The organism is Thalassospira sp. CH_XMU1448-2 (assembly GCF_037027285.1).
Taxonomy (GTDB): domain Bacteria; phylum Pseudomonadota; class Alphaproteobacteria; order Rhodospirillales; family Thalassospiraceae; genus Thalassospira; species Thalassospira profundimaris_C.
Genome location: NZ_JAYMEA010000004.1, coordinates 54664 through 78901, shown reverse-complemented (window position 1 = coordinate 78901; position 24238 = coordinate 54664). Strand labels below are relative to the sequence as shown.

General features: G+C 55.5%; 28 protein-coding genes and 1 tRNA gene. 19 read left to right on the top strand and 10 right to left on the bottom strand.

The window, feature by feature from the left end; all coding sequences use genetic code 11:
* Positions 1 to 73: 73 nt before the first annotated feature.
* The 3 genes from mmsB to chvE all read right to left on the bottom strand — a co-directional run bounded on the left by mmsB (position 74) and on the right by chvE (position 4099).
* Entirely contained in the window at positions 74 to 1258 is a 1185-nt protein-coding gene (gene mmsB / locus WA318_RS15460) for a multiple monosaccharide ABC transporter permease (protein WP_114098395.1), read from the bottom strand.
* 10 nt (positions 1259 to 1268) lie between these two features.
* Entirely contained in the window at positions 1269 to 2792 is a 1524-nt protein-coding gene (mmsA, locus tag WA318_RS15455) for a multiple monosaccharide ABC transporter ATP-binding protein (protein ID WP_114098396.1), read from the bottom strand.
* Positions 2793 to 3019: 227 nt separating this feature from the next.
* The gene (chvE, locus tag WA318_RS15450; protein WP_114098397.1) at positions 3020 to 4099 is read right to left on the bottom strand and encodes a multiple monosaccharide ABC transporter substrate-binding protein; all 1080 of its coding nucleotides are present in this window, start codon (positions 4097 to 4099) and stop codon (positions 3020 to 3022) included.
* 229 nt (positions 4100 to 4328) lie between these two features.
* Here chvE and WA318_RS15445 point away from each other — a divergent pair, with 229 nt between their 5' ends.
* The 5 genes from WA318_RS15445 (at position 4329) to msrB (ending at position 8275) form a co-directional block, all read left to right on the top strand.
* On the top strand, positions 4329 to 5315 hold the full coding sequence (locus WA318_RS15445) for a LysR family transcriptional regulator (RefSeq protein WP_114098398.1): 987 nt from the start codon (positions 4329 to 4331) through the stop codon (positions 5313 to 5315).
* Between the two features lie 104 nt (positions 5316 to 5419).
* The gene (locus WA318_RS15440) at positions 5420 to 6466 is read left to right on the top strand and encodes a hypothetical protein (protein ID WP_336082522.1); all 1047 of its coding nucleotides are present in this window, start codon (positions 5420 to 5422) and stop codon (positions 6464 to 6466) included.
* Between the two features lie 183 nt (positions 6467 to 6649).
* Positions 6650 to 7204, top strand: a complete 555-nt coding sequence (locus WA318_RS15435; RefSeq protein ID WP_336082520.1) for an AAA family ATPase — start codon at positions 6650 to 6652, stop codon at positions 7202 to 7204.
* A gap of 10 nt (positions 7205 to 7214) precedes the next feature.
* Complete coding sequence (locus WA318_RS15430) at positions 7215 to 7691, top strand: thermonuclease family protein (protein ID WP_114098401.1); 477 nt, start codon at positions 7215 to 7217, stop codon at positions 7689 to 7691.
* A gap of 143 nt (positions 7692 to 7834) precedes the next feature.
* Complete coding sequence (gene msrB / locus WA318_RS15425) at positions 7835 to 8275, top strand: peptide-methionine (R)-S-oxide reductase MsrB (protein WP_336082518.1); 441 nt, start codon at positions 7835 to 7837, stop codon at positions 8273 to 8275.
* 62 nt (positions 8276 to 8337) lie between these two features.
* Here msrB and WA318_RS15420 read toward each other — a convergent pair whose 3' ends face one another.
* The 6 genes from WA318_RS15420 to WA318_RS15395 are packed head-to-tail and all read right to left on the bottom strand — an operon-like array spanning position 8338 to position 14344.
* On the bottom strand, positions 8338 to 8838 hold the full coding sequence (locus tag WA318_RS15420) for a phosphatase domain-containing protein (protein ID WP_336082516.1): 501 nt from the start codon (positions 8836 to 8838) through the stop codon (positions 8338 to 8340).
* Positions 8835 to 9425 carry a histidine phosphatase family protein gene (locus WA318_RS15415; RefSeq protein ID WP_114098403.1) on the bottom strand — a complete coding sequence of 197 codons (591 nt, stop codon included), beginning with the start codon at positions 9423 to 9425 and terminating at the stop codon, positions 8835 to 8837. Before WA318_RS15415 ends, WA318_RS15420 begins: the two co-directional genes overlap by 4 nt.
* Before the next feature lie 44 nt (positions 9426 to 9469).
* Complete coding sequence (locus WA318_RS15410) at positions 9470 to 10558, bottom strand: MBL fold metallo-hydrolase (RefSeq protein WP_336082513.1); 1089 nt, start codon at positions 10556 to 10558, stop codon at positions 9470 to 9472.
* Complete coding sequence (locus WA318_RS15405) at positions 10558 to 11643, bottom strand: ABC transporter ATP-binding protein (RefSeq protein WP_336082511.1); 1086 nt, start codon at positions 11641 to 11643, stop codon at positions 10558 to 10560. The genes WA318_RS15410 and WA318_RS15405 overlap by 1 nt, the downstream gene beginning before the upstream one ends.
* Entirely contained in the window at positions 11631 to 13367 is a 1737-nt protein-coding gene (locus tag WA318_RS15400) for an ABC transporter permease (RefSeq protein WP_336082509.1), read from the bottom strand. The genes WA318_RS15405 and WA318_RS15400 overlap by 13 nt, the downstream gene beginning before the upstream one ends.
* Positions 13367 to 14344 carry an ABC transporter substrate-binding protein gene (locus WA318_RS15395; RefSeq protein ID WP_181850262.1) on the bottom strand — a complete coding sequence of 326 codons (978 nt, stop codon included), beginning with the start codon at positions 14342 to 14344 and terminating at the stop codon, positions 13367 to 13369. Before WA318_RS15395 ends, WA318_RS15400 begins: the two co-directional genes overlap by 1 nt.
* Before the next feature lie 199 nt (positions 14345 to 14543).
* On the opposite strand from WA318_RS15395, the gene WA318_RS15390 reads away from it, so the two are divergent.
* Complete coding sequence (locus WA318_RS15390) at positions 14544 to 15326, top strand: DeoR/GlpR family DNA-binding transcription regulator (protein ID WP_114098407.1); 783 nt, start codon at positions 14544 to 14546, stop codon at positions 15324 to 15326.
* An 18-nt stretch (positions 15327 to 15344) separates the two neighbouring features.
* Here the strand turns inward: WA318_RS15390 and WA318_RS15385 are convergent, their stop codons facing one another.
* Positions 15345 to 16121, bottom strand: coding sequence for a class II glutamine amidotransferase (locus tag WA318_RS15385; protein ID WP_114098408.1), 777 nt, complete (start codon positions 16119 to 16121; stop codon positions 15345 to 15347).
* Between the two features lie 197 nt (positions 16122 to 16318).
* Between WA318_RS15385 and WA318_RS15380 the strand changes: the two genes are divergently transcribed.
* The 13 genes from WA318_RS15380 (at position 16319) to WA318_RS15320 (ending at position 24158) form a co-directional block, all read left to right on the top strand.
* Positions 16319 to 16394 (top strand) — tRNA-Thr (locus WA318_RS15380).
* Between the two features lie 309 nt (positions 16395 to 16703).
* A complete protein-coding gene (locus WA318_RS15375; RefSeq protein ID WP_336082505.1) occupies positions 16704 to 18359 on the top strand; it encodes a hypothetical protein in 1656 nt (551 codons plus the stop codon).
* On the top strand, positions 18359 to 18844 hold the full coding sequence (locus WA318_RS15370; protein WP_114098410.1) for a hypothetical protein: 486 nt from the start codon (positions 18359 to 18361) through the stop codon (positions 18842 to 18844). The genes WA318_RS15375 and WA318_RS15370 overlap by 1 nt, the downstream gene beginning before the upstream one ends.
* A 291-nt stretch (positions 18845 to 19135) precedes the next feature.
* Positions 19136 to 20464: an RNA polymerase sigma factor gene (locus WA318_RS15365; RefSeq protein WP_336082503.1), complete on the top strand. Its 1329-nt coding sequence runs from the start codon at positions 19136 to 19138 to the stop codon at positions 20462 to 20464.
* A 230-nt stretch (positions 20465 to 20694) separates the two neighbouring features.
* The gene (locus WA318_RS15360; protein ID WP_068518667.1) at positions 20695 to 21018 is read left to right on the top strand and encodes a RebB family R body protein; all 324 of its coding nucleotides are present in this window, start codon (positions 20695 to 20697) and stop codon (positions 21016 to 21018) included.
* A gap of 236 nt (positions 21019 to 21254) precedes the next feature.
* Positions 21255 to 21590, top strand: a complete 336-nt coding sequence (locus WA318_RS15355) for a RebB family R body protein (RefSeq protein WP_114098412.1) — start codon at positions 21255 to 21257, stop codon at positions 21588 to 21590.
* Positions 21591 to 21715: 125 nt separating this feature from the next.
* Positions 21716 to 22015, top strand: a complete 300-nt coding sequence (locus WA318_RS15350; RefSeq protein WP_114098413.1) for a RebB family R body protein — start codon at positions 21716 to 21718, stop codon at positions 22013 to 22015.
* Positions 22016 to 22026: 11 nt separating this feature from the next.
* The gene (locus tag WA318_RS15345; protein ID WP_114098414.1) at positions 22027 to 22326 is read left to right on the top strand and encodes a RebB family R body protein; all 300 of its coding nucleotides are present in this window, start codon (positions 22027 to 22029) and stop codon (positions 22324 to 22326) included.
* Positions 22224 to 22541, top strand: a complete 318-nt coding sequence (locus WA318_RS15340; RefSeq protein WP_336082498.1) for a hypothetical protein — start codon at positions 22224 to 22226, stop codon at positions 22539 to 22541. The genes WA318_RS15345 and WA318_RS15340 overlap by 103 nt, the downstream gene beginning before the upstream one ends.
* The gene (locus tag WA318_RS15335; RefSeq protein ID WP_114098415.1) at positions 22538 to 22762 is read left to right on the top strand and encodes a RebB family R body protein; all 225 of its coding nucleotides are present in this window, start codon (positions 22538 to 22540) and stop codon (positions 22760 to 22762) included. Before WA318_RS15340 ends, WA318_RS15335 begins: the two co-directional genes overlap by 4 nt.
* 107 nt (positions 22763 to 22869) lie before the next feature.
* Positions 22870 to 23193 carry a RebB family R body protein gene (locus tag WA318_RS15330; protein WP_114098416.1) on the top strand — a complete coding sequence of 108 codons (324 nt, stop codon included), beginning with the start codon at positions 22870 to 22872 and terminating at the stop codon, positions 23191 to 23193.
* 59 nt (positions 23194 to 23252) lie between these two features.
* Complete coding sequence (locus WA318_RS15325) at positions 23253 to 23519, top strand: RebB family R body protein (protein WP_114098417.1); 267 nt, start codon at positions 23253 to 23255, stop codon at positions 23517 to 23519.
* 87 nt (positions 23520 to 23606) lie between these two features.
* Positions 23607 to 24158, top strand: a complete 552-nt coding sequence (locus WA318_RS15320) for a hypothetical protein (protein WP_258548712.1) — start codon at positions 23607 to 23609, stop codon at positions 24156 to 24158.
* The last annotated feature ends 80 nt before the right edge of the window (positions 24159 to 24238 follow it).

The window sequence follows — 24238 nt, the reverse complement described above, 5'->3', positions numbered from 1 at the left end:
ACACAAACTGGCACCCAACCGGCTTTGTTGGCTGTTTTCACCCAGATCTGCGTCGTTCCGCGTCATGGTATTGTTAAGCCTTGTTCTTGTTGTAGACGTCGAAGATCACTGCTGCGAGCAGCACCAGACCCTTGATCACCTGCTGCCAGTCAATACCGACACCAATGATCGACATCCCGTTATTCATCACGCCCATGATCAGGGCGCCAACCACCGCACCAATCACCTTGCCGACACCACCCGACATGGATGCGCCACCGATAAACACCGCCGCAATCACATCAAGCTCGAACGCAAGGCCGGCTTTTGGTGTGGCTGTATTCAGACGTGCGGCAAAAACCAGACCGGCAAGGGCCGCAAGCATGCCCATATTGGCAAAGGTAAAGAAGGTCAGGCGTTTGGTATTGATCCCTGAAAGCTTTGCGGCTTTCTCGTTACCACCCAGCGCATAGATGCGACGACCAAGGGTCGTGGAGTTGGTAATAAAGGTGAAGATCGCAATCAGAAGCGCCATGATGATCAGAATGTTTGGCAGACCGCGATAGGTCGACAGCAAATAGGTGACATACAGAATCGCCACACCGGCAACCGCATGTTTGGCAACAAAGAACGCCATCGGTTCGTCAACGGCTGCAAACTTCGCCTGCTTGGCACGCGAACGCAGACCGAGGATCGGCAAAAGAGCAGCCAGAACCACACCAATCGTCATGGAAAAGACGTTAAAGCGGCCTTCGATCAACCCGCCAAAGAAGTCCGGCAGGAAGCCCGAAGACATCGCCTGGAATTCAGACGGGAACGGACCAACCGACGCACCACCCAGAAGGGCCAGCGTCAGGCCCTTGAACACCAGCATCCCGGCAAGGGTCACGATAAAGGACGGAATGCGCCAATAGGCCACCCAGTATCCTTGTGCAGCACCAATGATCGCACCAACCACAAGACAGGCCGGAATTACAAAGACTGTCGGCAGATCCCAGTTCACGATCATCACCGCAGCCAGTGCGCCGACAAAACCAACGACCGAGCCAACCGAAAGGTCGATATGCCCACCGACAATCACCAGCAACATGCCAACGGCCATGATGATGATGTAGCTGTTCTGAAGGAACAGGTTTGTCAGGTTAACCGGCTTGAGCATGATGCCATCGGTCAGAACCTGGAAAAAGGCCAGAATGGCCACCAGCGCAACAACCATCCCGTATTCGCGGATATGGGTGCGCAAGTAGTAACCAATTGATTTGTTATCAGTATCCGTCATTGTCTGTTCCTCACGCTTTCAGGATCATGCGCATGATTGCTTCCTGGCTTGCATCCTTTGCTGCAAGCTGTCCCTTGATCTCACCCTCGTTCATGACGTAGATGCGATCGCACATGCCCAGAAGCTCCGGCATTTCCGACGAGATCATGATGACCCCCTTACCGTCGGCAGCCAGCTGGTTGATAATCGTATAGATTTCGTATTTCGCACCGACATCGATGCCGCGCGTCGGTTCGTCAAGGATCAGGACTTCGGGTGCTGCAAACAGCCATTTCGACAAAACGACTTTCTGCTGGTTCCCGCCCGAAAGATTGACAACCTTCTGCCCGACATTGGGCGTGCGAATATTGATTTTCTGGCGATAATCCTCGGCGACGGAACGTTCCGCCCCGTCATTGAGCACACCACGTTCCGATACCCCGCCAAGATTGGCCAGCGTGATATTCGTCGTAATGCTTTCCTCAAGGATCAGCCCCATTTCCTTGCGGTCTTCGGTGACATAGGCCAGTCCCGATGCAATCGCCTTTTCCACGGTCGAAACATCAACCGGTTTGCCCTTGATCAGAACTTCACCCGAAATGTCGGTGCCATAGGATTTGCCGAAGATGCTCATGGCAAGTTCGGTACGGCCTGCCCCCATAAGACCGGCAATCCCGACAACCTCGCCCGCAGCAACATCAATGCTGACATTGTCAACGACCTTGCGTTCGGGATGCAGCGGATGGGTTGCCGACCAGTTGCGGACTTCCATAAGTTTTTCGCTGCTGATATTGGGCGTGCGTTCCGGATAGCGGTGCGCCATGTCACGCCCGACCATGTCCTTGACGATATCGTCTTCGGTAATCTGTCCTGCACGGGCATCAAGGGTCGAGATCGATTTACCGTCACGAATAATCGTGATGCGGTCTGCAACACGGTTGATCTCGTTAAGCTTGTGCGAAATCAGGATAGATGTAATGCCCTGCGCCTTGAACTCCAGCAGCAGATCCAGAAGCTTCTGGCTGTCATTTTCCTGAAGACTTGCCGTAGGCTCGTCAAGGATAAGAAGCTTGACCTTTTTGGACAGCGCCTTGGCAATTTCGACCAGCTGCTGTTTGCCGACACCGATATTTGTCACAAGCGTCGCCGGATTTTCCTTCAACCCGACTTTTTTGAGCAACTCCCCCGTGCGCGCAAAGGTCGCCGGCCAGTTTACAATGCCGTTTTCGGCAATTTCATTGCCCAGAAAGATGTTCTCTGCGATCGACAGTAACGGCACCAGCGCCAGTTCCTGGTGGATAATGATGATGCCGCGTTCTTCGCTATCGCGGATATCTTTGAATTCCTGTACGCCGCCATCGTAAAGAATATCGCCTTCATACGTACCGTGCGGATAAACCCCGCTCAGAACCTTCATCAGGGTGGATTTACCTGCACCGTTCTCGCCGCAAAGCGCGTGGATTTCACCACGTTCAACCTTGATGCTGACATCATCCAGCGCCTTTACACCCGGAAAGGTCTTGGTGATGTTCTTCATTTCCAGGATGGTATCCATCCGGTCCTCCCACTGCTGTCAGTCGCCTGACAACGCCTCTGTCTATTTTGGTCTTTGCTGTCTTGGTTTTCTTTGGGGAAACCCTTCGGGTATCACACCTGTTTGTAGTGTGCTGTATTTTCAGGCTACAGCAAAACAGGACCCGTTCGCAGACATTCTTCGAGACGATAGAACCCGGTAGATTGCCCTATCAGACAGCACACCGGGTTCCATACGAATGTCGGGACTTACTTCACTTCTTCTGCAGTGTAGTAGCCAGAGCCAAGAATGATTTCTTCCCAGTTGGACTTGTCAACCATGACCGGCTCAAGCAGGTAGGAAGGAACAACCTTGACGCCATTGTCATAGGTTTTGGTGTCGTTGATGGTCGGCTCGCGACCGGCAAGAACATCGTCAACCATGGAAACGGTTACACGTGCAAGTTCACGGGTATCCTTGAAGATGGTGGAATACTGTTCGCCAGCAAGGATCGACTTGATCGACGGCAGCTCAGCATCCTGACCGGAAACGACCGGCATTTTCATGTCGCCAGAACCGTAACCGACCCCTTTGAGCGAGGAGAGAATACCAATCGACAGACCATCATACGGCGACAGAACACCATCGACCTGTTCGTCGGTGTAATATGCCGAAAGAAGGTTATCCATACGTGCCTGTGCAACCGCACCGTCCCAACGCAGGGTACCAACTTTGTCCATGCCCATCTGGCCGGATTTGATCACGACATCACCGCTGTCAATTAGCGGCTGAAGAACGGACATGGCACCATTATAGAAGAAATAAGCGTTGTTATCGTCCGGCGAACCGCCGAACAGTTCAACATTGTAAGGCGGATTGCCCGCAGCAGCCAGACCGTCAACCAGTGAGGTCGCCTGCTGAACACCAACCTTGAAGTTATCGAAGGTCGAATAGTAGTCGACATTGGCACTTTCGCGGATCAGGCGGTCATAGGCAAAGACCTTGATGCCCGCAGCAGCAGCATTTTCCAGCGCGTTCGAAAGAGTTGTGCCATCGATTGCGGCAATCACCAGAACATCAACGCCCTTAACGATCATGTTTTCGATCTGCGAGAGCTGGTTCGGAATGTCGTCTTCTGCATATTGAAGGTCAGTTTTGTAACCGGCTGCTTCAAACTGCTCGACCATCGAGTTGCCATCAGAAATCCAGCGTGCCGAAGATTTGGTCGGCATTGCGATCCCGACATAGCCTTTTTCGGCGGCATGTGCATAACCGCCAGAAATCATCGGGCTCATCATTGCGGCCGCACCAAAGGCGACCCCTGCCATTACGGCACTGAGACGTTTCATAGCTATCCTCCCTACAAGACACGGCATATCAGCCATTTTTGGTGCCCGACTTTCTCAGGCAAATTGCGCCTGAACATGTCGTGTCTTTGTTTTCAATTGATAATGCATCCCATTTCCCAAAGGACACGGCGCCATTATTCAGAGGCACAACATAACAATCAAATAAGTAATTTCGAAACTTGCATATCAAAATTGATATAATACAATCCCCACCAAGGGAGGAACAACCATGTCCGAGTTTCGAAATAACCAGCCACTGAGCTCTGCCAAGTCCTTGCTTTTCCGATCAGGAAACCTGTTTCAACGCGGGCTCAAGCTCAGCCATCTGCGCATGATCGTAGCCATGGAAGAAACCGGGCAGATCAGTCTGGCTGCCGACATGCTTAAAACCTCCCAGCCAGCGGCATCACGACTGCTTTCGGAAATGGAGAACATCCTTGAAGCGCGGCTGTGCGTGCGTAGCCCGCGCGGGATCGAGATGACCAATGCCGGCCGCGCCCTTGCCCGGCGAGCACGCAGCATGCTGATCGAAATCCGCGAGGCCGAACGCGAAATCGAAGACATCAAGCATGGCGGCGGAACGGTTTTTGTCGGTGCGGTGACGGCAGCGGCGGTGGATCTGGTCGTTCCGGCCATTCGCAGCGTGCAGGCGGTCAACTCGTTACTGGAAGCCCATGTCAGTGTTGGTCCGTCGCATTTACTGATCAAGGATTTGCTGGCAGGCGATCATGACTTTGTCATTGGTCGCGTGCCCGAGGACATGAATCCACGGCAATTCAACATCCGCGAAATTCGCAGCGAAAAAATCCGCCTGATGGTGCGCACGGGACACCCGTTGCTTGAAGCCAACAAGCCGATCACCCTTGCCCGACTGGCCAAGTTCGAATGGATATTGCCCCCGCCGGGCAACCTGATGCGTCGAACCATCGAAGACGTATTTATTTCGCGCCATCTTCCCTTGCCGCATTCAAGCCTGAACTCGGCATCCTTGCTGGTGACGCTTGCAACGCTTGCCGATACCGATGCCATTGCGCCGATGGCCGAGGAAGTCACAACCCTTCTGGCAAGCGGCGGGCTCATTACCGAACTTCCGTTTGACGGGATGATTGAAATCAAACCCTACAGCCTGATCACCGCGCGTGGTCATCGTCTGTCCCCGTCTGCCCAGCTGGTATCGGATCATGTTCTTGCCCGTATAGAAAAACCGCTGCTTTAGGCCAATATATCCGGATCGGTTATTTGGTTAAATTCTGTGCGTTACAGCCAGACTGACGTAAGCTACTGTCATACAACAAAATATATTCTGGTCGAGAATCATATATGCCGCGCATCGCACACTATCTGGGGACCCTGATCGCTGTTTGCGGTCCGTTTGTCGCATCATTTGCGATGGCAACGGAATCCGAAGAACCGCACCCGGAAGGCCCGACATTTGCGTTGATGGATTTACGTGGCACCACCGCATGGGCAATCACGCAGTATCAGTGGTTTGAACCCGCTGAAGATGCCCTTGACGCCGTGATTTCCGCAGCAGGCAAGGACAGCATGCGCCTTGATTTCGCAATGGACAGCATCGTTCCGTCCTATTGCGAATTGCGTCCCGATCCGGAAATCTGTGACGGTCCGGGCATTCCGGTGAGCTGGATGGAAGATATTCCGCAAACCATCTGCATGGATATTCCGTCCCCGGTGCGCGCCCGCCACAAGGACGTGCTTGGCAAGGCCGATCAGCTGTGCCTTGAACCAACCAGCAATCTGGCCTTTCCAAAGGACTGGCCGGAAAACACACAATGGACGCAGCTCCATCTCCATCAAACCGTAAAACCCGGCAAGGTACGCATCGAACACGGCACGGCGATTATTGATCTGGAAATATCGGATGCCATCGCGACCCGCCTTGCTTCTCTTTCAGAGCAGGGATACGGGCCCGTCATGATTGGCTGGGATCAGGCAACATTGCGCAAAACGCTTGGTCCGCAGCTTGACCAGTTTATCGCCGGTGACGATGAAAATTGCACCTATCTGCAACGCAACCTTGATCCGTCCGGATTGGGATATCTGGTACTTGATGGCAAGCTTGCCCGGATTTCGCTTTATGCTGATGAATATGACGTGGCGACCAGCCTGGTCAAAACCGTCAACGGCATTGCCCTTGGCGCAACCCGTGACGACGTTTTTGCCGCCTTTGGCGACAAGGACCTGATCGAGGAAGATCACGAATATCTCGGGGCCGATGCCCGCTACATCACCTGGTGGGCGGACACAGCCAAATCACGAGGCATTCGTTTTGAACTGAATGAAGATGGTCTTGTCACGGCCATTCATGCCGGAACGGATGCGATCACGCTGCTTGAAGGCTGTTCCTGAGCCTGTGACCGCCGACCAATCATCTGAAAAATCACAGCTTTTCCTTTGGCGTTGACAAGGTCTGCCAACGCCGTCAAAAGCGCATTCCGCACATGTCCGGTGCGGGTCAAAAACCAACAACAATATTGCCATCACCTTGCCGCAAAGCATGACCAAAAGGCGTGCTCGCGGAGACAAACACGAATGCAAACGCCTATAACATCCAACCTTGTTGTCATCACCGGCGGCCCCGGTGTCGGCAAAACCACTTTGATCAATCATCTTCATGAACGGGGCTTTGACACCAGTCCCGAGGTTGCGCGTGCGATCATCGAAGAACAGCAGGAACGCGGGGGCAATGCCCTGCCATGGGGGGATAATGACGCCTATGCGGGATTGATGTGCCGCCGCTCGATCCGCGCCTGGCAAGAAGCCATTCAATCCCATCCGCGAACCGTTTTTTGTGATCGCGGTCTACCCGACACCCTGGCCCATCGGAGGTTATCGAAACTTCCCGAAGATCAGGGATTGATGAACGCGATCCGGACCTATCGCTATCACAAGACGGCATTTGTTCTGCCGCCTTGGTCGGAAATATACAAAACCGACAGCGCGCGAACACAAAGCTTCTCTGAAGCCGTCAGAACATATGTCGTGCTGTGCCGGACCTATCATGAATGCGGCTATGAACTGGTCGAAATTCGCAAGGGCCCGGTCGAACAGCGCGCCGCCCAAATACTGCCCCGCCTCAAACTGTAAGTACGGCTATATGATACCCCAGCCCTCTCCAAATCCGCGACTTGCCAAGCGCGCACTCATCACGCTTGTTGCCATCGGCACAGTGGTGACCGCCATCCCGGCCAGCGCTGCATGCTATGGTTGGCCGCTACGTGAACATAAGGGCGAATATGCCTATGATGGCGATACGATCTATGTCGCCATTCCCGGTCTGCCCGGCGAGATCGCCAATATGTCGGTGCGTGTACGCGGTGTTGATACGCCCGAAATCCGCGGAAAATGTGAAAGCGAAAAGCAACTGGCGCAAAAGGCCCGTGATTATGCACGTGACCGTCTGAAAACAGCCAAATCAGTTGAATTCTGTGAACCTGAATGGGGCCGGTATGGCGGACGCGTCGTGGCATCTGTGCGTATTGACGGCAGCCCGCTTGATCTTGAACTGATCCATAACGGCCTTGCCCGCCCCTATGACGGCAAGACAAAGCGTCAGCCATGGTGCCAGGGCTAAGCTAAGCCAAGCCAAGACGCCCGCCAGATATCACATCCCCCGTCACATTGGTGTGAAGCCACTGGACAATCGCGATAATCCGACCATCTTTGGGAACGAGAAATTCAGCTATCCCGATGACCAAAGATGTGAAGTGACCGAATATGAGCAAATATCACAAAGACCCGGACGCCATCGCAGACCTGTCCCCGGAACAATATCATGTGACACAGGAAAGCGGCACAGAGCCGCCGTTCCGCAATGATTTCTGGGATCACAAGGAAGATGGGCTTTATGTGGACATCGTCTCGGGTGAACCGCTTTTCACATCGCGTGATAAGTTTGATTCCGGCTGTGGCTGGCCAAGCTTTGTAAAGCCTGTTGAGTCCGATCACGTCATTGCCCGCGAAGACAATACACATGGCATGCGCCGCATCGAAGTCCGGTCCAAACATGGTGACAGCCATCTGGGCCATGTCTTCCCGGACGGGCCGCGTGATCGTGGTGGATTGCGTTATTGCATCAATTCCGCATCGCTGCGCTTTGTCACCGTCGATGATCTTGAGGCCGAGGGATATGGCGACTATCGCCACCTTTTCGATTAATCAGAAATAAAAAGACCGGCGCAAAGCCGGTCTTTTTATTTGTATGAGGATTTGCCGTGCCCCTAGAAATCACCCGGCGCACATTGCAAACAGGTCAGGCCCATATCGCGCCATTTATCGACCACGCACCTGCGATCATCGACCACAAGCCATGGATTAAACCCGTCGTCGATGATCTTTGCCAGAAGGTCTTCCTTGACCTCTTCATCGGTGCGGTGATCGGCGTCGACGGGGCGCAGATACATGCCATCAAACGGAATATTATGCGCACGCAGCCAGGATTCTGATCGATGCTGCCAGCCTGCCGGGCGGCCCGAACAGATCAAAATCGCATGGCCCGACGCATGCAGGATACGCAAAAGCCGTTCGATATTTTCAATCGGCTTTGCATGGTCCATCGCGTCAAAAAACGCATCCCACTGTTTTTCCACACCGTGAACCAGATGCCCCAGGGCATCGGCATCGAAATGCGCGAGTGTTCCATCCATATCAAACACCACCGCATCCCGTGCAGTCACAGAAGTCGGTCGGGTTTGTTGCGCATCGGCGTTTGCGTTGGTCACGCGGAGATCTCCTTGATCAGGGTTTCAGTCAGATAGTCATATTCCCATCCGGTCGGAACCGGACGGAACAGGATCGGGGTGGCATTGGGGACACGCGGCCCGTCGGCCTCGAACCCGGTCATATAAAGAATGCAGCGCGCCACACCGGAATGGGCAACAACAACGGTCAGGTCGTCGCTGACTTCTGCCAATGCCTGTTGCATGGCAAAGGAAACGCGCTGGCACATGGCATCAAACCCTTCGCCATTGGGCGGGGTTTCAAAGCGCGGGCACAATTCCGCAATCGGGCGACCTTCAAGATCGCCCCAATGCCGTTCGCGCAGACCATCAAGTACCTTGGCCTCATAGTCGGGCAGAACAAGGCTTGCCGTTGTCCGCGCCCGGTCTTGTGGACTGACATAAACCGCCCGCCATCTTGCCTGCGCCATCAGGGGCGCAATCGCGGTTGCCTGTTCGCGGCCGGTGTCATTCAGGGGCGGTTCGTTAGAACCTGCAATGATACCTGCGCGGTTGGCATCGGTTTCCCCATGCCGGATGAAGACAAACGGCAATTTGGGAAATTCGAACTTCTCAGCAGCATAAATCATGATCAGGCATCACCCGTTTGAATATCGAAATGGATCGCAACCCATTACAAATAGAACCGATCAGCAAGCTGTAGCCGCCCGTCGAACCCGTCGACAAGACCAAAATCCTCGGGACAACTATTGAAAAGCGGGACCACCTGCATGGCGTGACACTGATTGGCGAGCTCAATGACATGACGTGCCAGTGGATGAACGTTCCAGCGCCGGAAATGCGCATGGCCCTTTTCGACCATCTTGCGGGCTTCAATCGGCATGAAGCCGGTAAAGATCACATGGGCACTTGCCCCAAGTCGTCCGGCATCACGCCATTTGTCAATCAGTTCGCGCGCCTTGCCATAGGTCGCACACGGTGCATGACATAGCAGCAACCGGGCATCGGGATTGAAATGCTTTGCCTTGTCCTTAAGCCCGCGCAGACGCCGGATGGCATCGGCATTCACATAATCTGATCCATGGGCATCAAGCACCTGCTTGACCTGCCCATAGCAGCGATCATCCATCGACCAGTCGGTCAGGCCGTGACTTTCAAACAAAAGCGCCATTTCTGCGGCTCGGCCACTTGGCGGCACAGGAAACAGGATTTGGCCATCCAGCTTGGTCATGGTGGTCAGAAGACTGTCAATCCGGACCTGCTGGCTGAGTTGTTCCATGCCATAGGAGGCATCAAGCATCACAGTCGCGGCATCCGGGGGACTGTCATACAGGAAGTAATCGGATTCCTGACAGAAATCGCCGGAATAAAGCAACCCGCCCCCCAGTTCTAAATGCAGCCACACCCCGCCAAAGGAATGACCGGTACGCCCAGTGGTCACCGTAACACCATCGACCTGAATTTCCCCGCAGGGCGGCAAGGGAATGACATTTGCCCCCTTGGGCAAGGATCGTGCGGTAACTTCGGTACAATAGATCGGAAGGCCAGCCGCCACGATCTCGTCAGCAGCTCCGATATGGTCGACATGGTCATGGGTAATGAAAACGGCGTTAACTTTGTTAAGCCATGCCGGATCAAAACCCTGATCACTTTCCGGGCCGACACCGCAATCAAGCATCCAGCGCCGGTTAAAGAATTCCAGTCGCAAACAGGCCGGGCCTTTTTCGCCAAGCCCGGAAAGAACACGCATGCGGGCAGACATCAGGCAACCTCACCTGCTAGCCGGTCAAACACCCATCCGTCGGCGACTTTAAGCCCGACCGGTTCGCCAACCCTGGCACGGCGGCTGGCATAAACCGGCAAGGTGTGATCGTCATCAATCCGGACCGACAAACGGAACCGCCCGCCCAGATAAACGCAGTCCTCGACCTTGCCACGCAAGGGCGCACTGTCTTCGACCCAGACATCTTCGGGACGCAGGCACAACCCCGCCTGCCCGTTGATATGACCGCTATTGGCCAGTTTCGGACAAACGCGCGCGGCAATCCGGGTATCGCCCAGCCTGACTGAACATGTCCCGCCATCTTCGACCTGAACACCGGTTATCGGCAGGACCGACCCGGCCCCGACAAAACCCGCCACCATATGATCGGCAGGTTCACGATAGAGCGTTTCAGGGGCGGCCATCTGGCGAATATGGCCCTTGTCCATCACCGCAATCCGGTCGGCCATTGCCATCGCTTCAGCCTGATCATGGGTCACGTAGATCATCGTCGCCCCGGTACGACGATGGAAATCAAGAAACGCCTGCTGCATGGTTTCACGCAGATGCACATCAAGGTTTGCCAGCGGCTCATCCAGAAGCACCGCACGTGGTTCCATCACCAGACACCGTGCCAGTGCCACACGCTGACGCTGCCCGCCGGAAAGTTCTGCAGGACTGCGATCCGCATAGGGACCAAGGGCAACGATATCGAGCGCATCAGAGATGCGGCGATCACGTTCGACACGGTTCATGCCACGCACTTCAAGCGGATAACCGACATTGCGGGCGACCGACATATGCGGCCACAGGGCATAGGATTGAAACACAATGCCAAGATTGCGGTCTTCGGGACTGACCATCAGACCGTTGGCAGGATCGGCAACCGCCTGCCCGCCAATTGAGATTTGCCCGTCATCGGGTTCTTCAAATCCGGCAAGCAATCGAAGCAACGTCGTTTTGCCACAGCCCGACGGGCCAAGCAGGGCGACGAATTCACCATCGGCGATATCAAGCGACACCTGATTAAGGGCACGGTAATCACCAAAGCATTTTGTAATGCGCGAAAGATTTATGTCTGCCATGGCACAACTCCCTTGGGCAAACGACGCGAAGCCAGCTGAAAACAGCTCATCAACGCGATCACAACCAGCACGACCAGAACCGCCACGGCCGAGGCCAGAACGGTGTCGCCACTGTCATCAAGATTGAAAATCAGAACACCCAGCGTTTCATTGCCCGCCGACCACAAAAGGGCCGAAACGGTCAGTTCGTTAAACGCGGTCAGGAACACCAGCAACGCCCCGGCTGCCGCCGATGGTGCCGCCAGCGGCAACAACACATCGCGCAAGCGCCGCCAGATGCCGGCACCGCAGGCCTGGGCTGCTTCTTCAAGAGCCGGGTCAAGCTGGGTGAAACTGTTCATCACCGGGCGCAGCGCAATCACAAGGAAACGTGCGAGATAGGCGATAAAGATAATGCCCAGCGTGCCATAGAGGCTGATCTCGATCAGCGGGATCTTGATGAACAGCAAGATACAGGCAATCGCCAGAACCACACCGGGCAGCGCATAGGGCACTTCGACCAGAAGATTGATCAGCTTGGTCAGTTTCGAAGGTTTGCGCACCATCACATAGGCCAGTGGCAAACAGACCAGAACCAGCGTCATCGCCGCGCCCACCGACAGCATGAAGCTGTTATGAAAGGCACGGATCGTCGAAGGCTGAACAAACAGAACTTCGTTAAAGGCATCAAAGCTGAAATTGCTGAAATTAAGCTTCACACCAAATGCCGGAACCAGCGACGTGGCAATTAGCGCCATTAACGGCACCACCAGAATGGCCACCAGAACGACCCAAAGAACGGTTTCAATCAATGAACGCCGCGCCCCCAGGCGGATATCAAGCGGACGCCCGACCATCCCCATCAGACGGTAATCACGGTTGGCAAGCAGCCGGTGATGGATGGCGACACCACAAATCGCAATCGCCCCGATCAGCATGGCAAGAACCGATACCTCGCCCAGAACTGACGGGCCGAACCCGGCCAGTTTCTGATAAATCAGGGTCGGCAAGGTTGGATAATTGGCCGGAATACCCAGCATCGCCGGAATGCCGAAATTGCCAAGGGCCGTGACAAAGGCCATCGCCGTTCCGGCAATCAGCCCCGGACTGGTCAGCGGCAAAATGATCTGCCACCACAAGCGCCCGCCACGCGCACCGGCAAGCCGGGCGGCTTCGATCTGTTCGCTCGGGATCATGCGCAGATTGGCGCGCAATGTCAGGAACACGATGGAGGCATGCTGGATCCCCAGCAAAAGCGCAATGCCCTCAGCCGAATAAAGCGGCTGTGGCGATCCCATGGGTGGTGCGATGCCAAAGGCGTTTAACAGCGCACTGCTTGGCCCGGTCAGCTGCACCCAGCTCAGGGCCGTGATCTGCGGCGGGATCATCATCGGGATCATGAAACAGAACACCAGTGCGGCCTTGGCGCGCACGTCGGTCAGCGCGACCAGAAAGGCAAATGCCCCGCCAATCACCAGCGAAATGATCGTCCCAAGACCCGCCGTATAAAGGCTGTTGGCGGTTGCCTGCCATGTTGCGCCCGATCCCAGAACATCCCGGAAATAATCAAGCGACGGCACACCACCGACAAAAACGCCCTCAAAGGCAAGCCGGACAATCGGTAAAATGGAAATCACAAAGACCGGCAACAGCAACCAGTAAAGCAACCGGTCCGAAGACCGGTTGCCTGTGGATCTGGTCATGATGCCAGGCAGAGCGCCACGAAGGCGACCTGTAGCCTGCATTACTCAGCCCCGAAGATGTCAGCGAATTTCTTTTTGTTCGCTTCTGCCTGTTCAAGAGCGATAGCCGGGTTGAAGTCCATCAGTTTGATGTCCTTGCGGGCCGGGAAGCCTTCTGGCAGGGCCATGTCATTGCGGGCCGGGATATAACCCATATCAAGAACCAGCTTCTGACCCGCATCAGACAGGACGAAGTCAACGAACTTGTGCGCAGCATCAACGTTCTTGGCGTCTTTCATGATCGCAACCGGCTCGGTCACATAAGTTACGCCTTCTTTCGGGAAGACGAAATCAACCGGCGAACCTTTGGCTTTGCCACGGATGGCAAGGAAATCGACAACCACACCATACGGCTTTTCACCCGAAGCAACGGCCTTGAAGACGCCACCGTTACCGCCCTGTGCGCGGGCTTCGTTGGCGGCCAGTGCCTGATAGTAATCCCAACCCAGATCCTTGTTCTCGGTCAGGGTCGAAAGATGGATAAGGGCCGCACCGGAATAAAGCGGGCTTGGCATGACGATCTTGTTCTTCGCATCTGCATTCGACAGATCCGTCCACGAAGTCGGTGCCTTTGCCGCGGTGTTGTAAACAATACCGGTGGTGATCAGCTTGGTGGAATAGTAATAGCCTTCGGCATCGTAAAGCGCGTCTTCATAGGACTTGGCTTCGGCCGATTTATAAGCCTGAAGCAGACCTTCCTGTTTCATGCCTTCGAGCGTTACGGTATCGGCAATCAGAAGAACATCCGGGCGCGGGTCGCCTGCGGCAATTTCCGCACGCAGTTTCGCCATCAGTTTAGTGGTGCCGTCACGGACCCACTCAACTTCAATATCCGGGTTGGCAGCCATAAAGGCATCAACAGTGGTCTGGGCATCCTGGTTAGGCTGGCTGGTATAGACAACAAGCTTTTCAGCAGCCTGGCCAACAACCGGCAGCATCATCGCAGCAGTCGCGACAGCAGCAAGAAGAACGTTACGCATGATCGGCATCCCTTGGTCGAAAATAAGGTTTCGTTCGAAAACGTTTCGACCCGGAAGCTATATGGATTTCGATAACAGTTGTGTGACAACACCAAGAATTAATTGTTTCAATAGGTATACCGGCCTTTCCAGCCGCAATCTGGCCTGTTTATAATCACGACACAAACGAAACCACGACTTTCGAACGAAAGAAACAATAGTGTCAGAAATTCCTGATCCCGTGCCGCTTGACCGTCGCCGTGACCGCATTGTCACCCTTGTTAAATCCTGTGGCTTTATGGCGGTCGAGGAACTTGCACGCCGGTTCAATGTATCGGTCCAGACCATTCGCACCGACCTGCGCGATCTTCAGGAACAGGGGCGTGTGTTTCGCCGCCATGGGCTGGCGGGCCCGGCACCCGATCCCGATAACTCGGCCTATGAAAAACGCGAAGTCTGGAACCGGTCGGGCAAGATGGCGATTGCCGCCAGGGTCGCCGAACTGATCCCCGAGGGCTGCACGATTGCCATCGGCACCGGCACCACTGCCGAACTCGCCGCCCAGCATTTATCATCGCACCGCAATCTGACAGTGCTGACCAATAACCTGCATGTGGTCCTGACATTGCAAAACGCGCCAAACGTCACACTGCGCCTGGCGGGCGGCACGGTACGCACCCGTGATCTTGATATCATCGGGGCGGATAGCGCTGATTTCTTTGGGGGGCTTCGCGCCGATTACGGAATTGTCAGTGTCGGCGGCATGACGGATGACGGTGATCTGCTTGATTTCAACATGGATGAAGTCCGCGCACGCCGCGCGCTTGTAAGCTGTTGCGATCACGCGATCCTGATGATCGACGAGAAAAAGGTCGGCCGCAAGGCGCTCTGCCGCGACGGCCATGCCAGCGATTTTCAAACGGTTCTTTTAAACACCGCACCGGGCGACGCCCTGCAACGCGCACTGGTCAAGGCACGCAGTCAGATTGTCGTTGTAACGTAAGGTCTGGCACGCAATGGCTTAATGACAGGCCAGTGTCGCGTCCTCGGTCACGACCAGATCACCCTCGACATGCAGGGTGTGGTTCGGCGCAACCGCCGTCCAGCTTGCGGTTTCGGTATCAAGCGGTTCGGAGACGACAATCACGTGGTCGTCGCGTTTGCGCCAGTAAAGTGATGGCGGTTTGTCGTCACTGGCATGACGGATGGCGCAGACACTTTTGCCATTGGACAGGCAGGCGGTGAAACGGAACGGGGCAGTCGCCCCGCGTACCTTCATTTCATTTTCGACGACTTCAATCGTGCGGCGGATGGCACGATGCGGATCGTCTTTCAGGCCAAGTGTCAGCATCAGGCAAAAGATCAGCTCGCTATCAGTTGATCCCTGACGGCCTTCATAAAATTCGTCTTCAATCATACCTTCAAGTGACCGGCGGACCAGCGGGTAATCGCCGATCTGGCCGTTATGCATGAAAAGATAGTTGCTGTGCGCGAAGGGATGACAATTGGTGCGGCTGGTATGCGTTCCGGTCGAGGCCCGGACATGGGCAAAGAACAGGCCCGAACGGATATGATGGGCCAATGCGCGCAGGTTCGGATCATTCCAGGCCGGAAGGATTTCACGATAAAGCCCCGGTGTCGGGCGTTCGTCGTACCAGCCAATGCCAAAGCCGTCCCCGTTGGTGGGTGTTTTGGCCTGTTCGGCATGCAGGCTTTGCTCGACCAGTGAATGGCGCGGCTCAAAGACCAACTTTTCGAGATAAACCGGATCACCAACGTAACTTAGCCAACGGCACATATCCTGCCCCCCAATGCGCGAATTCGGACGGCGCACATCTAAGCCGTATAATTACAGCGTGGTCAATGTGATATTATGTCTTCCTGCCCTGATTTTAAGGTATGGCTGCGCCGCAGCAGCTTGTGGGCAAAAAGAACAATAAAGCACTTGCCAAGCCCGGTGATTGTCCGTATTTTCCGCGCCACAAAATGAATCGTGCTGGTGTAGCTCAGCTGGTAGAGCGGCGCATTCGTAATGCGTAGGTCGTAGGTTCAAATCCTATCACCAGCACCATTTTGTAAAACCCAAGACCCGCCAAGACGCAGCTTACTGCATCTTCGGCGGGTTTTGTGTTTCTGACGTTTACGAATATTCGTAAACCAGCTCCTCATCCAAAAGAAAATCCCGGCTTTCTGCCGTTGATTACGACTGATTTACGAAATTGCAGAAATCAGCCCCGTTTCCCCGCAAAAGTGCAATCTTTGTCACATTCCCCGGCCCTGCACGTCTGAATGCATGGAACCGTTTAAATCCTTGCAGATAGATGGTGGCCGTTCATCCGGCACAAGACCCGCTGCAGGGGCAACACTGGGGAATGCATGCATGACAGACAGTGACGCGCCCAAACCCGATCAGACAAAACCGGCATCAGGCACAACTGATCGCAGTGCGAATTTGCATGAAGCAGGCCCGGCAGCAGCCGAGAACGGCCTGACTGAACCGGTCGAGGCCCAGGACGGGCTTGGTCAGGGTCCGCTTAATGAACCGCAGGCTGCACTCGATATCATGACGGCATTGTGCCACGAATTCGGCCTTCTGGGCACGTCGCCGCAAAGTGCAGATGCATCATCCCCGTCACATCCGGCAAATCAGGACGCGGGTCTGTCCCAACCCGGTGAAACGGCCTTTGAAATCATTCAACGATTTCTGTTCGACGATCCGGGTCGCCCCGGTTCGACCACTCCGCGCCCGAATTTCAACGATGCCATCCCGGACCCGACCAGCGTGATCGCCGGGACAGCCCAGACAAATTCTCCGCCCGGCAAACCGTCTAACAGCGAGGCACCCGCAATGAATAATCCGTTCTTTGACACGTCATCGACTGGCGAAACCTCGACACAGGCGCAGTGGGGGGTGACGATCACCAATCGTGATGGCAGCAGCACCGATCTGAACGGACCGGTCATTGCCGATGACATGTTCAGAACGTCAATGCCCCGCCTGAGCGGTAATACATCGGACGCAACCGGTGACCCCGACTGGACAATTTCGATGGCACAGGGCCATCCACTTTCGGCGGGGCGGACAAGTGCGCAAACTGCCGTCGGCGCACGGCTTGTTGCTGATGATCTGCCGCAAAGTCTGAAAGGCTGGCGCTTGCGGGTCGGTCAGTCGGCGGATGCGCAATCTGAATTGTCGGTCTCGGTACCAACATCGGCGCCATCGCAGTTGCGCGCCCTGATGTTTGACAGCACGGCCAAGGATGACGCACAGAACCGGGTTTCCGAGGTTCCGGTCTATGGTGGCGGGCCGCTTGCCCTGCATCTTGAACAATCGGTGGGATCGATTGCAAGCGGCACGGTTCCCAACCTTGCCCTGATCCGGTTGATCTTTGCCGATCGCGCTCCGATCCCTGTGCAGTTTGAATATACCGGCACCCTGCCCAGCCCGATTGTCGGCGGCAATATTCTGGCCGGTCCCAACTATACCATTCCGTTCCGCGTTCAGATCACACCGCCCAGCGAAGGAGACAAGGGGGCCAGCCTTGTTGCTTTGGTGCGCTATGATCAGGAAACAGGCTTTAACGTCACGGCACAGCTTCTGACCGAGGCGCGCACCTGCACACCCACCGCCATCCTGACCTGTGCCGGACAGAGCGATAACTCTGCCTGCAAGGCCGCAAGCATGGTGTCCAACAGCAATGGCCGACTTGAAACCTGTCTTACAGGACTGGCCACAAGCCCGGACGAGGGTGATCTGGCGCAGTATGGCTTTGTCCTGACCGATCCGGCGACGATCACGACACAAACAGACGCCAAGCCGGACGCCACCGCCAGCACGGCCAAGACCGGCACATCCAAGGATAGCAGCCCGACAGCCGATGCATCGACCAAGGGTGCTGCCAGCGATCCAGACAGCAGCACCGATAAATCCGGGTCATCAGACACCGGCAACGCGACCGCCAAATCGTCCGGCCGGGCAGCAAAGGGCAGTAGTAGCAATACTGACAATAACAACAGCACCAAGGGAGGCACCTGATGTCGGATCAGGCGCACAGGGATATTGCCACGGCCAGTGACCGCAAGGACGCGGTCAGGAAGGCCTTCAATCAGGAATATCTGGCAACGCAGAAAGCCATGACACAGGCCGCCGAGCGCGCCCGTGAACAGGTTCTTGATCAACGCTATACGATTTCGAACCACACCGACCAGGTCAGATCAGGTGCCACAAGCCCCCGCCCCCCGGTCGGCGCCCCGGTCCCGCAAAACGGTTATCCCGCACAAGGTGCTCCGCAAATGTCATCACAGGCGAACCTTCATGGCGATCAGCAGATCATGTTTGATATCGCCAGTGAAATTCGAAACATCATTACCCGCGAAATTGATTTGCGGATGCAATTGCTTTCAGAGAAGGTCGAAGCTGCCCTTGCCGATGCCTTTCCGGCACAGGATCAATCCACAGCATCGAACATGCCCAAAGGCAAAGACAGTTCCGGAAATTCACGATCTCCAAAGAAAGGTTGATCACTATAACAGCGGAGCGGACCCGGAAGATGGTCCGGCATCCCTGATGCGCGCCTGAAATGTGGATAGAGCGACACAAAGCAGCGCTCGGAAGAAACGCACAATCAGGCAGAAACAAGCGCCTTAAAACTCTCTTGGGCCGGAAGAAGCAGGCTGCAAGGACATGCACCATTACACAACTTATAATTGCACTATAACTTTTATTCACAATCACTTAGCTTTCACGTCATAATAAAGGCCGCATAACTTAAACAGCCTATGGTTGCAATCTATCAACTGGAGGGGTCCATAGTGCAGAACGAAAAAACCAACCAACAGGAAGAGGCAGGTCTGACCGAGGTCGAACTGCATTTCGTTCATAGCCTTGAACAAACTTTGGGTCAGGCGATGGCAGACGGCGATAACGTCACATCCATCTGGTCGCGGTTAAAACCCGATCAACGGGCGCGCATCGCCGAAGACTATCTCGACAGGCTTCGCACAACCGACCCTGCAGCTTGCAGAGCGGGCGACAACGATGGCGAGTTCGGCACCCGGAAGAACCCTGCCCTGTCCCCTGCCCGACAGGACAGACAAACTGTCGATGGCAACGAAGATATATCTTCTTTTGCCCTTGATCCCGCATCGGTTATCCAGCGCACGACACAAATGTCCTTTGGATCAACGGTGGCAGCCGATCTGGCAGCAGCGACAGAACGTCAGGCGCAGCAAACACCTGTCCATCCGACAGAAATGCACATACCGACTGCGCAATCGGAAATACCGGCCCCCCGACACAGTCCCCCGCCCGGTTATCCGGCCGATTTCAACCCGCTTGCGGGTTTCCCGGGACTGGAGCCGTCAAATACCGGCCCGCGCCCCGAAGATATCATTGCTGGCGCACTTCCCGGTTTTAACGGATCGGGCAGTAACCCGATGGATGTTTTGCGCGGGCTTCTGCCAAGCGGCCTTGTTCAACCGGATCTGCGCCAACCCATGCCGGGCACAACCGACATTCCGCCCCATTCCCCGACGGGAGCCCCCGACCATAGCCGATCAGACGCGTGGCCAAATCCCGCCCGGCATCCGGGTCCGGATCTCGACGGTGATACCGGACCAGCCGCCCCCAATTTCTGGCCGCTCTGGATTGATCAGCAGGACAGTCTTTTAAAACAGTGTCTGAAACTGATGTCGGGCAATATGGATGATGCGCAGGATGCGCTGTCCGAGGCGATGGTCAAGGCATCCACCAAGTTCGAAGATTCCATGGACGAAATCCGCAACCACCGCGCCTGGCTTTCACGGATTGTCCATAATGCCTGTATTGATCTGCACCGCCAGAACCGCCGCAAGGCCGAATATCGTGAAGAAACACATGGCAGCGCCGATACCCCGGCTTCCCCGATGACAGCGCCGATCATTCCAAGCCCCGAGGAATCCTATCTGGCAGGTGAACAACTTGATCAGCTGGAAACGGCCCTTCTGGCGATGCATGAAAAATTGCGCAAACCGCTTTTGATGCGATGTGTTCAGGATCGCAGTTACGACGAGATTGCCGAGGCCCTTGGATTAAGCAATTGCGCGGTGCGCAAGCGCGTCCAGCTGGCCCGCGAACATCTCAGAGGGGCGGGCATTCAATAATCCGTCTGTCCTGCACCGATCAGAACCGGTCTGGACCGAGCAAACCTTTTTCAACCCCGGACAAACACGGGGACAGCCCCACGGGCACTGAAAAAACCGACGATAAAATAAAAAGACGCGTCACAACCCAACAGGGCCAACGTCTTTAGACTGAAAACGGGACGGCGAAACCCCGTCAGGATCACAACAGCAAGCAGCACACAGCACAAGCACACGAAGGAGACTTTACAATGGCGATTCCGACCCCGGTAAATGGTCAGATCACTGATGCAGTCACCCAGGCTAACGTGAAAGTTCTGGGCGACGCCCCGGCAATGGCAATGGGCTCGATCTTCCAGTCCCTCGCACATTCCACCGGCATTCTTTATGAAAACGCCGTCAGCGCACAGCAGCAGATCGGCATCACCTCGCAGGCCGCCACCAATCAGGGCGTCATCCAGATCTATTCGGTCGATACGATGGCAGACTCGGTCGCGACCTCGAAGATTGCCAAAAGCGATGTTCCCGACAACATGCTTTCGCTTCTGACCGCCCTTCAGGCCGTCAAAAGCTGATACCAGGCACCCTGTATCCCCCACACAGGTCTTCCTCAAATCGGGCGGTTGCTTCCATCGGCGACCGCCCGATTTTTATTGGGAAACCGGGCTTTGACCCACCGAAGTTTTTCCGCGCTTTGTGTCACAACACCGGGCGCGCCGCGTCAAAAGTCTGACCGCAAGACATGCGGAAAGGGCCGGTCACGAGGGTCAACTTCCTTCCGGCACTTCTTTAGGCAACCAGGAGATACACAATGGCTGATAACACTCCGGTCAATGGCATGATTACCGACTCAGTCACTCAGGCCAATGTAAAGGTTCTGGGCGATGCGCCGGCAATGGCCATGGGCTCGCTTTACCAGTCGCTGGCGCATTCTCATGGCATTCTCTACGAGAACGCCGTCAGTACCCAGCAACAGGTCGGCATCTCTTCGCAGGCAGCCACCAATCAGGGCGTCATTCAGGTTTACTCTGTCGACACCATGGCTGGTGCCGTTGCGACGTCAAAGCTGGCCGCAAGCGACGTCCCCGACAACATGCTTTCGCTTTTGTCGGCTCTCAAGGCAACGACCGGAACGTCCGTGTCGTAATTCCATATTGGTTTCGCCGCCGAACCCGCCCGGCATGCGCAAGCTTGCCGGGCTTTTTCTTTCACAAACCTCAAAGCCCCGCGTCATACCGGTAAGTACAAATCAGGTCAGGCAAGGAGACGGACATGCCATCGACACCTTCAGCGCAAGACGGCAACAGTTCCCAGCAAACCCAACTCGCCGCCGAGGTCGAACCGCATCAATGTGCGGTTTCCGATCAGATCACGGACTGTGTCGCACTGACCAATGTCGCGACACTGGGTGCCGGACCGGGTTACGCCGCCTTGCAATCAATGCTGGGCCAGACCCAGTCCCAGAACATTCTGATGGCGAACATGGTGTCCGCCCAAAAGCAGAACGCCATGATCGGCATGACGACCATGACCCAAAGCGTTCTGCAATTGATGAATCGTCGTAACTATTAAGGATCACTGCGATGAGCACCCAAAACGAAGTCGACGAACAAATCACCGACAGCGTGACCCAGACCAACACCTCGGTCATTGCCAATGGTCCGGCAATCGGGGCGATGCAGTCCTATCTGTCACAGGCCCAGGCACAGGGCATCCTGTTTGCCAACATGGTCAATGAACAGCAGCAGCAATCGGTCGCAAGTCTGGCCACCACCATGGAATGCGCAAAGGCCACACTTTCGGTTCAGGACAACAAGCCAAATTTTTTTACGGCTCCGCAGGGTGGCACATCCAGGAAGAAAAAGGATCCCTCGCCGACCTAGACGGTTATGGCGGCGCGGAGGGTCTTGATGACGGATCGGACGACCCTGACGATGACGACGACGAAGATCAGGACGACGGTAAAAACAATCTGCCTTGGTATGGCAAGCTCGATCCGCGATTTATCGGCGACGGAACCGGCTTCAAGGAACATTTCGATTATGGCAGTTCCGGTTCCGGCGAAGAAGACGATGAAACGACAGAGGACGAACCATGAGCAACATCGTCAATCCACAAATCACCGATGCCGTTACCCAGACCAACGTAAAGGTGCTTGGTGAAAGTCCGGCCCAGGCGGTTTCCATCGCATTGCAATCACATTCGCATGCCACGGGACTTGCCATGGAAAATGCCACACTCACCCAGGGCAACATGCAGCAGGTCGTCAATACCGCCACGTCAAAGCTTGTGGCCCTGATTACGGCACAGGCGGGTTAGGACACATTTTTCAAGGGACGGTAAAAAGCCCGCGAAACAGATCACAAATCCCTGCAATACGCGTCTAAAGATGTGCGGTCATCCGGACCGCCTTTTCGGAGGATATCATGGCTATTCCAACCCCGGTGAACGGTCAGATTACCGATGCTGTTACGCAAAGCTCGGTCAGCATTCTTGGATCCGCGCCCGCCAATGCGATGGGCTCGATCTATCAAAGTGCCGCACATTCGACATCCATCCTGTTCCAGAACGCGGTTCAGGCCCAGCAACAGGCATCGATCTGCTCGCAGGCCGCCACCAATCAGGGCGTGATGCAGCTTTATTCGGTCAATACCATGGCCGGAGCACAGGCCACCGCCAAGCTTGGCCGGTCTGACAATGCCGATACGCTTTTGACACTTCTGGTAATTTTGGCAGCAACCCGCCGCTAGGCATCTGACCTGCCCGGTCTTTCTGCGGCCAGGCAACGGTCCAAATATGAGGGCGTGACATGGCAGACAACACCCCTGTAAATGCACAAATCACGGACGCCGTGACCCAGACCAACGTCAAGGTTCTGGGCGAGGCACCGGCACAGGCCATGGGCCTTGTCTATCAGACGATGGCCCATTCCATCAGTCTGTCGATGCAAAACGCCATGCAAACCCAGGGCGGACTGCAACAGATTGGCAATGCCGTCACGTCAAGCGCATGCCGCATGATCCTTGACAGTACCGGTGGCGGCATGGGTGGCAAAGGCGGCGACAGCACGTCCTGAGCACCGATGGTTCTGATGCCAAGGCACTAAACACGGCAACGGCGCGTTTATACGCCCCGCGCACATATACCCCGCAAGAGGTCCATGATGGCAGATGATGACAACACCAATCCCGATGCATCCGGCAATGCCGATAACGCCGCCCCTTCGGAAAACGCCGAGGGCAGCGATCCTTCCGGCACCAAGGCGGCCGCAGGCGGTGCTGATGACAGCAAACCGTCCAGTGATGCAGACAGCGCAGGTGACAGCACCGGTGCGGCTGCCAACACATCAAGTCCGGCTAGCACCCCGCCCCTTAGCACCGCATTGAACCCGCAAATCGTCCAGGCGGTTGGAACCACCAATCACGCTGTCCTTAACGGGGCCATTCCGGGCGCAAATGGTGTTGCCTATCAAAAGGTCGCACAAGCCGCAGCCTATGCCGTGCAGGATTCAACCGATTATCTGCGCAACATCATGTCGATGGCATCGGCCACCACCGGTGTTGCCATGCAACAGATGCTGGTCAAAAAAGAAGTCGACCCCTATGCCAACATCATCAAGGCCGCGACCCAGGCCGTAACCGATGCGCAAAAGACCTTCGCAAGTGTGGGTGAGTCCGCCAGCAGCGTCGTAAAGGATTTTGACAGTCTGGCGTAAAGAGCAATCCGGATGTCCCCGCAATCAAAAAGGCCGGTCCTTTTTTCAAGGAACCGGCCTTTTTGATTGTCGTTCTTCTG

What these genes read in the sequence shown, in the direction of transcription:
- mmsB (WP_114098395.1), bottom strand. Translation starts at nt 1,258, where the DNA reads ATGACGGATACTGATAACAAATCAATTGGTTACTACTTGCGCACCCAT.
- mmsA (WP_114098396.1), bottom strand. Translation starts at nt 2,792, where the DNA reads ATGGATACCATCCTGGAAATGAAGAACATCACCAAGACCTTTCCGGGT.
- chvE (WP_114098397.1), bottom strand. Translation starts at nt 4,099, where the DNA reads ATGAAACGTCTCAGTGCCGTAATGGCAGGGGTCGCCTTTGGTGCGGCC.
- WA318_RS15445 (WP_114098398.1), top strand. Translation starts at nt 4,329, where the DNA reads ATGTCCGAGTTTCGAAATAACCAGCCACTGAGCTCTGCCAAGTCCTTG.
- WA318_RS15440 (WP_336082522.1), top strand. Translation starts at nt 5,420, where the DNA reads ATGCCGCGCATCGCACACTATCTGGGGACCCTGATCGCTGTTTGCGGT.
- WA318_RS15435 (WP_336082520.1), top strand. Translation starts at nt 6,650, where the DNA reads ATGCAAACGCCTATAACATCCAACCTTGTTGTCATCACCGGCGGCCCC.
- WA318_RS15430 (WP_114098401.1), top strand. Translation starts at nt 7,215, where the DNA reads ATGATACCCCAGCCCTCTCCAAATCCGCGACTTGCCAAGCGCGCACTC.
- msrB (WP_336082518.1), top strand. Translation starts at nt 7,835, where the DNA reads ATGAGCAAATATCACAAAGACCCGGACGCCATCGCAGACCTGTCCCCG.
- WA318_RS15415 (WP_114098403.1), bottom strand. Translation starts at nt 9,425, where the DNA reads ATGATTTATGCTGCTGAGAAGTTCGAATTTCCCAAATTGCCGTTTGTC.
- WA318_RS15410 (WP_336082513.1), bottom strand. Translation starts at nt 10,558, where the DNA reads ATGTCTGCCCGCATGCGTGTTCTTTCCGGGCTTGGCGAAAAAGGCCCG.
- WA318_RS15405 (WP_336082511.1), bottom strand. Translation starts at nt 11,643, where the DNA reads ATGGCAGACATAAATCTTTCGCGCATTACAAAATGCTTTGGTGATTAC.
- WA318_RS15400 (WP_336082509.1), bottom strand. Translation starts at nt 13,367, where the DNA reads ATGCAGGCTACAGGTCGCCTTCGTGGCGCTCTGCCTGGCATCATGACC.
- WA318_RS15395 (WP_181850262.1), bottom strand. Translation starts at nt 14,344, where the DNA reads ATGCGTAACGTTCTTCTTGCTGCTGTCGCGACTGCTGCGATGATGCTG.
- WA318_RS15385 (WP_114098408.1), bottom strand. Translation starts at nt 16,121, where the DNA reads ATGTGCCGTTGGCTAAGTTACGTTGGTGATCCGGTTTATCTCGAAAAG.
- WA318_RS15375 (WP_336082505.1), top strand. Translation starts at nt 16,704, where the DNA reads ATGACAGACAGTGACGCGCCCAAACCCGATCAGACAAAACCGGCATCA.
- WA318_RS15370 (WP_114098410.1), top strand. Translation starts at nt 18,359, where the DNA reads ATGTCGGATCAGGCGCACAGGGATATTGCCACGGCCAGTGACCGCAAG.
- WA318_RS15360 (WP_068518667.1), top strand. Translation starts at nt 20,695, where the DNA reads ATGGCGATTCCGACCCCGGTAAATGGTCAGATCACTGATGCAGTCACC.
- WA318_RS15355 (WP_114098412.1), top strand. Translation starts at nt 21,255, where the DNA reads ATGGCTGATAACACTCCGGTCAATGGCATGATTACCGACTCAGTCACT.
- WA318_RS15350 (WP_114098413.1), top strand. Translation starts at nt 21,716, where the DNA reads ATGCCATCGACACCTTCAGCGCAAGACGGCAACAGTTCCCAGCAAACC.
- WA318_RS15345 (WP_114098414.1), top strand. Translation starts at nt 22,027, where the DNA reads ATGAGCACCCAAAACGAAGTCGACGAACAAATCACCGACAGCGTGACC.
- WA318_RS15340 (WP_336082498.1), top strand. Translation starts at nt 22,224, where the DNA reads ATGCGCAAAGGCCACACTTTCGGTTCAGGACAACAAGCCAAATTTTTT.
- WA318_RS15335 (WP_114098415.1), top strand. Translation starts at nt 22,538, where the DNA reads ATGAGCAACATCGTCAATCCACAAATCACCGATGCCGTTACCCAGACC.
- WA318_RS15330 (WP_114098416.1), top strand. Translation starts at nt 22,870, where the DNA reads ATGGCTATTCCAACCCCGGTGAACGGTCAGATTACCGATGCTGTTACG.
- WA318_RS15325 (WP_114098417.1), top strand. Translation starts at nt 23,253, where the DNA reads ATGGCAGACAACACCCCTGTAAATGCACAAATCACGGACGCCGTGACC.
- WA318_RS15320 (WP_258548712.1), top strand. Translation starts at nt 23,607, where the DNA reads ATGGCAGATGATGACAACACCAATCCCGATGCATCCGGCAATGCCGAT.